Origin of the sequence: Streptomyces djakartensis (genome assembly GCF_014651075.1) — a bacterium.
GTDB classification, from domain to species: Bacteria; Actinomycetota; Actinomycetes; order Streptomycetales; family Streptomycetaceae; genus Streptomyces; species Streptomyces djakartensis.
The window spans coordinates 15,285-26,948 of sequence record NZ_BMWE01000028.1 but is presented as its reverse complement, the minus strand read 5'-3'; the positions used below and the strand labels follow the sequence as shown (position 1 = coordinate 26,948).

Annotated in this window: 8 protein-coding genes; 2 read left to right on the top strand and 6 right to left on the bottom strand. The window is 70.5% G+C overall.

The genetic code is table 11. The annotated features are described in order from the left end of the window. Window positions 1-23: 23 nt before the first annotated feature. The 3 genes from pyk to pta all read right to left on the bottom strand — a co-directional run bounded on the left by pyk (window position 24) and on the right by pta (window position 4,838). Window positions 24-1,451, bottom strand: coding sequence for a pyruvate kinase (pyk, locus tag IE212_RS31525; RefSeq protein WP_190201394.1), 1,428 nt, complete (start codon window positions 1,449-1,451; stop codon window positions 24-26). A gap of 73 nt (window positions 1,452-1,524) precedes the next feature. Then, complete coding sequence (locus IE212_RS31520; RefSeq protein WP_190201393.1) at window positions 1,525-2,739, bottom strand: acetate kinase; 1,215 nt, start codon at window positions 2,737-2,739, stop codon at window positions 1,525-1,527. After that, window positions 2,736-4,838 (bottom strand): phosphate acetyltransferase, encoded by a 2,103-nt coding sequence (gene pta, locus IE212_RS31515; RefSeq protein WP_190201392.1) that lies wholly within the window; start codon window positions 4,836-4,838, stop codon window positions 2,736-2,738. Before pta ends, IE212_RS31520 begins: the two co-directional genes overlap by 4 nt. Before the next feature lie 220 nt (window positions 4,839-5,058). Here pta and IE212_RS31510 point away from each other — a divergent pair, with 220 nt between their 5' ends. Then, the gene (locus IE212_RS31510; RefSeq protein WP_190201391.1) at window positions 5,059-6,084 is read left to right on the top strand and encodes an ATP-dependent 6-phosphofructokinase; all 1,026 of its coding nucleotides are present in this window, start codon (window positions 5,059-5,061) and stop codon (window positions 6,082-6,084) included. A gap of 30 nt (window positions 6,085-6,114) precedes the next feature. Here the strand turns inward: IE212_RS31510 and IE212_RS31505 are convergent, their stop codons facing one another. From IE212_RS31505 to IE212_RS31495, 3 genes are all read right to left on the bottom strand, one after another. Then, a complete protein-coding gene (locus IE212_RS31505; RefSeq protein ID WP_190201390.1) occupies window positions 6,115-6,846 on the bottom strand; it encodes a helix-turn-helix domain-containing protein in 732 nt (243 codons plus the stop codon). A 786-nt stretch (window positions 6,847-7,632) separates the two neighbouring features. After that, window positions 7,633-8,331 carry a response regulator gene (locus tag IE212_RS31500; RefSeq protein WP_190201389.1) on the bottom strand — a complete coding sequence of 233 codons (699 nt, stop codon included), beginning with the start codon at window positions 8,329-8,331 and terminating at the stop codon, window positions 7,633-7,635. Continuing rightward, window positions 8,328-10,064: a sensor histidine kinase gene (locus IE212_RS31495; RefSeq protein ID WP_190201388.1), complete on the bottom strand. Its 1,737-nt coding sequence runs from the start codon at window positions 10,062-10,064 to the stop codon at window positions 8,328-8,330. The genes IE212_RS31500 and IE212_RS31495 overlap by 4 nt, the downstream gene beginning before the upstream one ends. A 198-nt stretch (window positions 10,065-10,262) precedes the next feature. Here IE212_RS31495 and IE212_RS31490 point away from each other — a divergent pair, with 198 nt between their 5' ends. After that, complete coding sequence (locus tag IE212_RS31490; protein WP_190201387.1) at window positions 10,263-11,660, top strand: cation:dicarboxylate symporter family transporter; 1,398 nt, start codon at window positions 10,263-10,265, stop codon at window positions 11,658-11,660. The last annotated feature ends 4 nt before the right edge of the window (window positions 11,661-11,664 follow it).

Sequence of the window (11,664 nt, the reverse complement as noted above, 5' to 3'; positions counted from 1 at the left end):
TCGCGTATCAAGACCTCGGCCGGTCAGCCCTTGCCGCCGCCCAGGTGGTGGACGCGGACCATGTTGGTGGTGCCGGGGACGCCGGGGGGCGAGCCGGCGGTGATGACCACGATGTCGCCCGCGTTGAAGCGGTTGAGCTTGACCAGCTCCTGCTCCACCAGGTCGACCATCTCGTCGGTGCTGTTCACGAACGGCACGACGTGCGGCTCCACGCCCCAGCTGAGTGCCATCTGGTTGCGGGTGCCCTCGTCGGTGGTGAAGGCGATGATCGGCTGCTGGGCGCGGTAGCGGGACAGGCGGCGGGCGGTGTCGCCGGACTGGGTGAAGGCGACCAGGCCCCGGCCGCCGAGGAAGTCGGCGATCTCGCAGGCGGCGCGGGCGACCGAACCGCCCTGCGTGCGCGGCTTCTTGCCGGGGACCAGCGGCTGCAGGCCCTTGGAGAGCAGCTCCTGCTCGGCCGCGGTGACGATCTTCGACATCGTCTTGACGGTCTCGATCGGGTAGGCGCCCACGGACGATTCGGCGCTCAGCATGACCGCGTCGGCGCCGTCCAGGATCGCGTTGGCCACGTCGGAGGCCTCGGCGCGGGTCGGACGGGAGTTGGTGATCATGGACTCCATCATCTGGGTCGCCACGATCACCGGCTTGGCGTTGCGGCGGCACAGTTCGATGAGCCGCTTCTGCACCATCGGGACCTTCTCGAGCGGGTACTCGACGGCCAGGTCACCGCGGGCGACCATCACGCCGTCGAACGCCATCACGACGTCCTCCATGTTCTGCACCGCCTGCGGCTTCTCCACCTTGGCGATGACCGGGACGCGGCGGCCCTCCTCGTCCATGACGCGGTGCACGTCGTGGACGTCCTTGGCGTCACGGACGAAGGACAGCGCGACCAGGTCGCAGCCCATGCGGAGGGCGAAGCGGAGGTCCTCGATGTCCTTCTCGGACAGGGCGGGCACGTTGACGGCCGCGCCGGGCAGGTTGATGCCCTTGTGGTCGGAGATGACGCCGCCCTCGATGACGATCGTCTTCACCCGGTGCCCGTGGACCTCGGTGACCTTCAGTTCGACGTTGCCGTCGTTGATGAGGATCTGGTCGCCGTGGGAGACGTCGCCCGGCAGGCCCTTGTAGGTCGTTCCGCAGATCGTCTTGTCGCCCGGGACGTCCTCGGTGGTGATGGTGAACTCGTCACCGCGCACCAGTTCCACGGGGCCCTCGGCGAAGGTCTCCAGACGGATCTTCGGGCCCTGCAGGTCGGCGAGGACACCGATGGCCCGGCCGGTCTCCTTGGCGGCGGCCCGGACCCGGTCGTACCGGCCCTGGTGCTCGGCGTGCGAGCCGTGGCTGAAGTTGAAGCGGGCCACGTTCATGCCGGCTTCGATCAACGCGACAAGCTGATCGTGGGAGTCGACCGCGGGGCCGAGAGTACAGACGATTTTCGAACGGCGCATGGGGCGATCCTATCGGTTTGTTTCGCAACGGAATATTCCGTCTGGCGGAAAATACAAAAGGGCGGGATGCCGCTCAGGTGTGATTCCCTGAATCGTTTACCAGCGCGTAGGTCTGCGTCGCGATCTCCAATTCCTCGTCAGTGGGTACCACCGCCACCGCGACCCGGGCGCCGTCCGGCGAGATCAGCCTCGCCCCGTCGCCGCGCGCCGCGTTCCGCTCACCGTCCACCGCCAGGCCCAGCTCCTCCAGGCCCGCCAGGGCGGCCTCCCGTACGGGCGCCGCGTTCTCGCCGACGCCGGCGGTGAAGGCGACCGCGTCCACCCGCCCGAGAACGGCGTAATAGGCGCCGATGTACTTCTTCAGGCGGTGAATGTAGATGTCGAACGCCAGCTCCGCCTGCTCGTCGCCCTCGTCGACGCGACGGCGGATCTCCCTCATGTCGTTGTCACCGCACAGACCGATCAGACCGCTCTTCTTGTTGAGAAGAGTGTCGATCTCGTCGGCGGACATTCCACCAACACGCATCAAATGGAAGATGACGGCCGGGTCCATGTCTCCGGAGCGCGTACCCATCACGAGCCCCTCCAAAGGCGTCAGCCCCATGGAGGTGTCCACGCAACGGCCGCCCCGCACGGCCGAGGCGGACGCCCCGTTGCCCAGGTGCAGCACGATCACGTTCACCTCGGACGGGTCCTTGCCCAGCAGCTCGGCCGTGGCCCGGGAGACGTAGGCGTGGGAGGTGCCGTGGAAGCCGTAGCGGCGGATGCGGTGCTCGTCGGCCGTCTGGACGTCGATCGCGTAGCGGGCGGCCGATTCCGGCATCGTCGTGTGGAACGCGGTGTCGAAGACGGCGACCTGCGGCAGGTCCGGTCGCAGCGCCCGGGCCGTGCGGATGCCGGTGAGGTTGGCCGGGTTGTGCAGCGGGGCCACGGGGATGAGCCGCTCGATCTCGGCGAGGACCGTGTCGTCGATCACGGTCGGCTCGGTGAAGGACTTGCCGCCGTGCACCACGCGGTGCCCGATCGCGGCCAGTTCGGGCGAGTCCAGGCCGAGGCCGTCGTGGGCGAGCTCCTCGGCGACGGCCTTCAGGGCGGCGTCGTGGTCGGCGATCGCACCGCCGCGCTCCCGGCTCTCGCCGCCGGCCGGGGTGTGCTTGAGGCGGGAGGTCTGCTCGCCGATGCGCTCGACCAGGCCCACCGCCAGCCGGCTGCTGTCACGCATGTCGAGCAGCTGGTACTTCACCGACGACGAGCCGGAGTTCAGGACGAGGACACGGGACGGGCTCACTGGGCGGCTGCCTTCTCGCTCGGGGACGGGGCGGGGGACTGGGCCTGGATGGCCGTGATGGCCACGGTGTTGACGATGTCCTGGACGAGGGCGCCCCGGGACAGGTCGTTGACCGGCTTGCGCAGGCCCTGCAGCACCGGGCCGACGGCGATCGCGCCGGCCGAACGCTGCACGGCCTTGTAGGTGTTGTTGCCGGTGTTCAGGTCGGGGAAGATCAGCACGCTCGCCTGCCCCGCGACCTCGGAGCCGGGCAGCTTGGTCGCCGCGACCGACGGCTCCACGGCGGCGTCGTACTGGATCGGGCCCTCGATCTTCAGGTCGGGGCGGCGGGAGCGGACCAGCTCGGTGGCCTCGCGGACCTTGTCGACGTCGGCGCCGGATCCGGAGGTGCCCGTGGAGTACGACAGCATCGCGATGCGCGGCTCCACGCCGAACTGCTCGGCCGTCGTCGCCGACTGGATGGCGATGTCGGCGAGCTGCTCGGCGTTCGGGTCGGGGTTGACCGCGCAGTCGCCGTAGACCAGGACCTTGTCGGCCAGGCACATGAAGAACACCGACGAGACGATGTCCGCGTCCGGCTTGGTCTTGATGATCTCGAAGGCCGGGCGGATGGTCGCGGCCGTGGAGTGCACGGAACCCGACACCATGCCGTCGGCCAGGCCCTCCTGCACCATCAGCGTGCCGAAGTAGTTCACGTCGGAGACGACGTCGTAGGCCAGCTCCACGGTGACGCCGCGGTGGGCGCGCAGCGTCGCGTACTTCTCGGCGAAGGAGTCGCGCAGGTCGGAGGCGGCCGGGTCGATCAGCTGGGACTCGCCGAGGTCGACACCGAGGTCGGCGGCCTTCTTGCGGATCTGGTCGACCGGGCCGAGCAGGGTCAGCTCACACACGCCGCGGCGCAGCAGCACCTCGGCGGCGTGCAGCACACGCTCCTCGGTGCCCTCGGGCAGGACGACCCGACGCAGATCGGAACGGGCCTGCTCCAGCAGCTTGTGCTCGAACATCATCGGCGTGACGCGGTCGCTGCTCGGCGCGGAGACCCGGCGGGCGAGGTCGGCGGTGTCGGCGTACCGCTCGAACAGGCCGAGGGCGCGCTCCGCCTTGCGCGGGGTGGCCGCGTTCAGCTTGCCCTCCAGCGAGAACAGCTGCTCGGCGGTGGGGAAGCTGGTGCCGGCCACCGACAGCACGGGGGTACCGGGGGCGAGGCGGTCGGCGAGGGTGAGGATGTCGTGGCCGGGCACCTCGTCCAGGGTGAGCAGGACGCCCGCGATCGGCGGGGTGCCGGCGCTGTGCGCGGCGAGCGCGCCGACCACCAGGTCCGCGCGGTCGCCGGGGGTGACGACCAGGCAGCCCGGGGTCAGGGCGTTCAGGAAGTTCGGCAGCATCGCGCCGCCGAAGACGAAACCGAGTACGTCCCGGGCGAGGCCCGAGTCGTCGCCGAGCACCACCTTGCCGCCCAGGGCGTGGCTGATCTGCGAGACGGTGGGGGCGGACAGGGCCGGCTCGTCGGGCAGGACGTAGCAGGGCACGGGGAGCCTGGAGTCCAGCTGGCCGGCGATCTCGTCACGGTCCTCGCGGGCGACCCGGTTGGTGACCATGGCCAGGACGTCGCAGCCGAGGGTGTCGTAGGCGCGGTAGGCGTTGCGGGTCTCGGCGAGCACGGACTCCACGGTCTGCTTGCGGCCGCCGACGACGGGGAGCACGGACGCGCCGAACTCGTTCGCCAGCCGGGCGTTGAGCGACAGCTCGTCCGGGAGCTGGGTGCCGGCGTAGTCGGTTCCGAGGACCAGGACGACGTCGTAGTCGCGGGCGACCAGGTGGAAGCGGTCGACGAGGGTGGACACCAGCTCGTCCGTGCCGGCCTCGGCCTGGAGCGCGGACGCCTCGTGGTAGTCCATGCCGTAGACGGTCGCCGGGTCCTGGGTGAGCCGGTAGCGGGCGCGCAGCAGCTCGAAGAGGCGGTCCGGCCCGTCATGGACCAGGGGACGGAAGACGCCCACCCGGTCGACCTGCCGGGTGAGGAGCTCCATGACCCCCAATTCGACGACCTGGCGGCCGTCGCCGCGGTCGATGCCGGTCACGTACACGCTGCGGGTCACGCGGGCTCTCCGTTTCGTCTCAGTGGTACGTCGAGGTGGTATGCCGAGTTGGTACGTCGAGGATTGCAAAAAATCGCCCATCGAGGTGAGCGGAACGCCTTGACAATACCTCCGCCGATGGATAAGGCGCCCGTCAGAGTGGGTGGCCAACCGGGCCGTGGAGCGTGAAACAATCGGCAGAAGCTCACCGGTGTCCACAGCGAGCAGGAGACACAGCACGATGCGTATCGGAGTTCTCACCGCAGGCGGCGACTGCCCCGGCCTGAACGCCGTAATCCGGTCGGTCGTGCACCGGGCGGTCGACAACTACGGGGACGAGGTCATCGGCTTCGAGGACGGCTACGCGGGCCTGCTGGACGGCCGCTACCGCAGCCTCGACCTGAACGCGGTCAGCGGCATCCTCGCCCGCGGCGGCACCATCCTCGGGTCGTCCCGGCTGGAGCGCGACCGTCTCCGTGAGGCCTGCGCCAACGCCTCCGACATGATCCACGAGTTCGGCATCGACGCGCTGATCCCGATCGGCGGCGAGGGCACGCTGACGGCGGCCCGCATGCTGTCCGACGCGGGCCTGCCGGTCGTGGGCGTCCCGAAGACGATCGACAACGACATCTCGTCCACGGACCGCACCTTCGGTTTCGACACGGCCGTCGGGGTCGCCACCGAGGCGATGGACCGCCTGAAGACCACGGCCGAGTCCCACCAGCGGGTGATGGTGGTCGAGGTCATGGGACGCCACGCCGGGTGGATCGCGCTGGAGTCGGGGATGGCGGCCGGTGCGCACGGCATCTGTCTGCCGGAGCGTCCGTTCGACCCCGCCGATCTCGCGACGATGGTCGAGGAGCGCTTCGCCCGCGGCAAGAAGTTCGCGGTCGTCTGCGTCGCCGAGGGCGCGCACCCCGTCGAAGGCTCCATGGACTACGGCAAGGGCGAGATCGACCAGTTCGGCCACGAGCGCTTCCTCGGTATCGGCACCGCACTCGCCCACGAGCTGGAGCGGCGCCTCGGCAAGGAGGCCAAGCCGGTCATTCTCGGCCACGTCCAGCGCGGTGGTACGCCGACCGCGTACGACAGGGTGCTCGCCACGCGCTTCGGCTGGCACGCGGTGGAAGCCGCGCACCAGGGGCAGTTCGGCAAGATGACCGCGCTGCGCGGAACGGAGATCGTGATGGTGCCGCTCGCGGAGGCGGTCACCGAGCTGAAGACGGTGCCGAAGGACCGGATGGACGAGGCCGAGTCGGTGTTCTAGTGCCCGCCGCGGCACTGGGCCGGGCTCGCCTCATCGATTCCCGGGAGGGGCCGCCTGGACTCTCGTCCAGAAGTGGTCGACGATCCGGTCGAGGAAGTCGCGGGCCAGATCGCCGGCGTCGCTCCTTCCGCCACCCCGGCTCAGGGTGGCGGCCATGTGGCCCTGGTAGTCCTGGTGCAGGGCCCGGAGGGCGCTCTCCAGGAAGTGCCGCTCCAGGGGAACGAGTTTCGACACCTGGCGCACATGGGCCTGCCAGCGGTTCATGACGGCGCTGCGCAGCAGGTCGCCGAGTCTGGCGTCACGGCCCGTGACGGTGACGAGGTCGGGCAGGCGCAGGCCCAGCAGGTGGGCGAGCGCGGCGGACTGGCGGTCGGTGCCGCGCCAGGTGTCGGTCTCCTCCATGTGCAGATAGGCGTGGAGTTCGTGCCCGACGACACGGGCCACGTCCTCGGGGGCCAGGCCGCGGGCGATGCGGTGCTCGCGCAGGGTGCGGGGTCTGCCGATGAGTTCGCCCGGCGAGCACCACAGGACGCCCGCGAGGGCGGTGAGTTCGGGGCCGGACGGGGCCGCGGCACCGCGTTCCCATGCCATGACGTGGTCCGGGGTGATGCGGGGATGGCCGTAGGAGACGCGCATGTCGTGGGCGACGTGTTCGGGGGTCATGCCCAGGGCTGCGCGCAGGCGTCGGGCCGCGGGAGCGTTGAAGGGCGGGGGTGTGGGGGTAGGGGTCGGTTCGCTCGGACGGGGAGAAGGTCGGCGCACGGGCCACAAGCTAGGGGCGTGGGGCTGCGGCGACTACGGTCTGTTCGGCCAGGAACACGGATTGTAGGAAAGTACGGCTACTGGTGGGTTCGGGCGGGGGTGACGAGCGTCTCGCGGGCTGGGGTGGGACGGGGGTGAGGGGGGGGCGGAGCCGCCGGACGGGGGTCCGGAGGGGTGTGGGGAAACGTGAACGGCAAGCTCAACGGGCATATTCGAGAGCGGCTGGCGGCGGTGGGCTTCTGGCATCTCGCGATGCTGGGGGCGGACGGGGCGCCGCGGGTGTCGTCCTTGTGGGCGGACGTCGAAGGGGAGTACGGCGTGGCCGACAGCTCGATCGGGTGGGTGAAGGAGGGGGAGGCGCGGCGCAATCCGTACGTTTGGCTGTCCCGGGGCTGTGCGAGATCGTGGGGGCTTCGCCTGTGCGGGGTGGGTGGGTCGGGGACGTGTCGGGGGGTGTCCGTCCTCGGAACGGCGCGATGGAGTCGGATGACGAGTGTCTGTCCGTTGACGCGCCAACCGCTGCGGGCGGACACCCCCCGACACGTCCCCTTCTCGCCATACGCGGCTGCCGGCCGTCCCAGCTGCGGGCAGCCGCTTCGCCCCCGCTGCGGGCAGTCGTGCCGCTGGGGCGGCACGGGTGGGCGCAGCGGCACCCCGCGACGCCGGGTTGCGCAACGCCCCGCCCCCAGCACCCACGCCGAGTACCTGGAGCGCCGACCGCCACCGCTGCGGGCAGTCGTGCCGCTGGGCGAGGGGGAGGGTGGGCGCAAGGTGGCTGCCTACCCGTCAATGACCTGTGACCCAGCGGTACTGCAACTCCGGCCGTCCCACCGTCCCGTACTGCGGGCGGCGGGCCGCACGGCCGGCGTCGACCAGGTGTTCCAGGTAACGGCGGGCCGTGATGCGCGAGATGCCCACCGTCTCCGCGACACCCGCGGCCGTGAGGCCCTCCGCGCTGTCCCGCAGGGCCACCGTCACCCGCTCGAGCGTCGGCGCGCTCAGGCCTTTGGGGAGGGCGGCCGGGCCGGGTGCGCGCAGGGCCGCGAGGGCCCGGTCGACCTCGTCCTGGCCGCTCGCCTCGCCGACCGCCGCGTGGAACTCGGCATAGCGCACGAGCCGGTCCCGCAGGGTCGCGAAGGTGAACGGTTTCAGGACGTACTGCACGACACCGAGGGAGACTCCTTCGCGGACCACGGTCAGGTCGCGCGCCGAGGTGACCGCTATCACGTCGGCGTGGTGGCCGGCCGCTCTCAGGGAGCGGGCCAGCTGCAGGCCGTGCACATCGGGGAGGTGCAGGTCCAGCAGGAGCAGGTCCACCGGGGTGCGGTCGAGGGTCCGGCGGGCCTCCGCGCCCGTGTGGGCCTTGCCCACGGCGACGAAGCCCGGGACCCGGCCGACGTAGAGGACATGGGCGTCGGCGGCCACCGGGTCGTCCTCCACGACCAGGACGCGGATGGCCTTCTCTCTCGTGGTGTCGCTCGTCATGCTTGGCCTCCAGGGCCCCTGGACATGGAGCCCTCGGAAACCGCGTCCCGGGACGCGGGGGCTGTGGACGATGGGACGGCGGGAGCAGGGGCCAAGCGCTCGGGGGCGGGCCCCCCGGACGGACCGCCCGTCTCGCCCAGCGGCAGCCGTACCTCGAACTCGGCCCCGCCCCCTTCGGCCTCCGTCACCGAGAGCGAGCCTCCGTGTCGCTGCGTCGCCTGACGTACGAGCGCCAGTCCGAGCCCCCGGCCGCCCGGGCCCGCAGGCTTCGTCGAGAAGCCCCTCTGGAAGACCGCCTCGGCGTGCTCCGGGTCGACGCCCGGGCCCGTGTCCGAGACCCGCAGCACCAGTTCCGGTGAGCTCTCCCGGTCCTCGGTGAAGGCGGCCACCGTCACGCGTGCCCGGGCGCTGCCCTGCGCCGCGTCCACGGCGTTGTCGATCAGGTTGCCGAGGATGGTCACCAGGTCCCGCGCCGGCAGGGTCTCAGGCAGCAGTCCGTCGTCCAGGCTGCTGTCCTCGGAGACCATCAGCTCCACGCCCCGCTCGTTCGCCTGGGCCGTCTTGCCCAGCAGCAGCGCCGCCAGCACCGGCTCGCTCACCGCCGCCACGACCTGGTCGGTCAGCGCCTGCGCCAGTTCCAGCTCGGCCGTCGCGAACTCCACCGCCTCCTCCGCCCGGCCCAACTCGATCAGCGAGACGACCGTGTGCAGCCGGTTCGCCGCCTCGTGCGCCTGTGAGCGCAGTGCCTGCGTGAAGCCCCGCTCGGAGTCCAACTCGCCCATCAGGGACTGGAGTTCGGTGACATCGCGCAGGGTGGCGACCGTGCCGCGCCGCTCGCCGCCCGACACCGGCGAGGTGTTGACCACCAGGACCCGCGACGCCGTCAGATGCACCTCGTCCACGCGCGGCTCCGATGCCAGCAGCGCACCCGTCAGCGGAGCCGGGAGCCCCAGTTCCGCCACCGACCTGCCCACCACGTCCCCGGCCACGCCGAGCAACTCCCGACCTCCGTCGTTGATCAACGCCACACGGTACTGCCCGTCCAGCATCAGCAGCCCCTCGCGTACCGCGTGCAGGGCGGCCTGGTGGTAGTCGTGCATCCGGCTGAGCTCGGACGCGTTCATGCCGTGGGTGTGGCGGCGCAGCCGGGCGTTGATGACGTAGGTGCCGACGGCGCCCAGGGCCAGAGCACCGGCCGCCACGCCGACCAGGGCCGTGACCTGGCTCTGCACGCGCTCACTGATCGCCTCGACCCGGATGCCGGCACTGACCAGGCCGACGATCCGGTTGCCGTCCTGGACCGGCGTCACCGCGCGGACCGACGGGCCGAGCGTGCCGGTGTAGGTCTCGGTGAAGGTCTGCCCGTGCAGGGCCTTGTCGGTGTGGCCGCGGAAGGTCTGGCCGATCTGGGCCGGGTCGGGGTGGGTCCAGCGGGTGCCCCGCGGGTTCATGATCGTCACGAAGTCGACGTCGGTGTCCCGCATGACCTGCATCGCGTAGGGCTGGAGCTCGGCCGACGGGTCCGGGGCGCGGATCGCCTCCCGCACGGACGGGGAGTCGGCGACCGACCGGGCCACCGCCCTGGCCTGGCGCGTCGCGGCCTCCTCGGCCTGGCTGCGGTCACTGATGTAGGTGAACAGCGCATATCCGGCCACGACGACCGCTATGAGCACGGCCTGCATGGCGAAGAGCTGGCCCGCCAGACTGCGGGGACCGGGGACGGTGAGGCGCATGTCGTCAGTCTGCCCCTTGGCTGATTGTGAACTAAATGAACGGAAGGGTGACCGCGCTCACAGAGCAGGACATAGTCACGGCATTCCCCATAACGCATCTCCGGGAGTCCCGCTCCCTGTTTCTCGGAGTTTCCCGGAGTTTTCCCGGACGTGAGCCGCACGCCGGTGATGCCGACGACGTCGTCAAGGAGGGCCGCCGTGACCAGCGCAGCCGATACGGCACCTGCCGCACGCAAACCCAAGCGGGACCGCACGCACTACCTCTACATCGCGGTGATCATCGCGGTCGCCGCCGGTATCGCGGTGGGTCTGGCCGCACCGGACTTCGCTGTCGAGCTGAAGCCGATCGGCACCGGGTTCGTGAACCTGATCAAGATGATGATCTCGCCGATCATCTTCTGCACGATCGTGCTGGGCATCGGCTCGGTGCGGAAGGCCGCGAAGGTCGGTGCCGTCGGCGGCATCGCCCTCGGCTACTTCATGGTGATGTCGCTGGTCGCGCTGGGCATCGGCCTGGTCGTCGGCAACATCCTGGAGCCGGGCTCCAGCCTCGCGATGACCGACGCGGTCAAGGAGGCCGGTCACGCACAGATCGACCCCGAGGCCTCCACGAACACCACCGACTTCCTGCTGGGCATCATCCCGACCACAATCGTCTCGGCCTTCACCAACGAGTCGGTCCTGCAGACGCTGCTGATCGCTCTGTTCGCCGGCTTCGCGCTGCAGGGCATGGGCTCGGCCGGCCAGCCGATCCTGCGCGGGATCGAGCACATCCAGCGGCTGGTCTTCCGCATCCTCGCGATGGTGATGTGGGCCGCCCCGATCGGTGCCTTCGGCGCCATCGCCGCCGTCACCGGCTCCGCGGGCCTGGAGGCTCTGAAGAGCCTCGCCGTGCTGATGCTCGGCTTCTACGTGACCTGCTTCCTGTTCGTCTTCGTCGTGCTCGGCATCCTGCTGCGCGTGATCTCCGGCCTGAACATCCTCACGCTGTTCAAGTACCTGGGCCGTGAGTTCCTGCTGATCCTGTCCACCTCGTCCTCCGAGTCCGCGCTGCCGCGGCTCATCGCGAAGATGGAGCACCTGGGCGTCAGCAAGCCGGTGGTCGGCATCACCGTCCCGACCGGCTACTCCTTCAACCTCGACGGCACCATGATCTACATGACCATGGCCTCGCTGTTCATCGCCGACGCCATGGGCACCCCGATGTCCATCGGCGAGCAGATCCCGCTGCTGCTCTTCCTGCTGGTCGCCTCCAAGGGCGCCGCCGGTGTCACCGGTGCGGGCCTCGCGACCCTGGCCGGTGGTCTGCAGTCGCACAAGCCGGCCCTGGTGGACGGCATCGGCCTGGTCGTCGGCATCGACCGCTTCATGAGCGAGGCCCGTGCCCTGACCAACTTCGCCGGCAACGCCGTGGCCACCGTGCTGATCGGCACCTGGACGAAGGAGATCGACAAGGAGCGTGTGGGCGAGGTCCTCGCCGGCCGGCTGCCCTTCGACGAGACGACGCTGCTGGACGACGGCCACGGCGGTGCCCCGGCCGACGACCACGTCGAGGCGCCCGAGCCGGGCGGCGAGAAGGAGCTGGCGAAGGCCTGAGAGC

Excerpts from the sequence above, each read along its gene's own strand:
- IE212_RS31495 (WP_190201388.1), bottom strand. The coding sequence starts at position 10,064 with ATGCGCCTCACCGTCCCCGGTCCCCGCAGTCTGGCGGGCCAGCTCTTC.
- IE212_RS31500 (WP_190201389.1), bottom strand. The coding sequence starts at position 8,331 with ATGACGAGCGACACCACGAGAGAGAAGGCCATCCGCGTCCTGGTCGTG.
- IE212_RS31510 (WP_190201391.1), top strand. The coding sequence starts at position 5,059 with ATGCGTATCGGAGTTCTCACCGCAGGCGGCGACTGCCCCGGCCTGAAC.
- pyk (WP_190201394.1), bottom strand. The coding sequence starts at position 1,451 with ATGCGCCGTTCGAAAATCGTCTGTACTCTCGGCCCCGCGGTCGACTCC.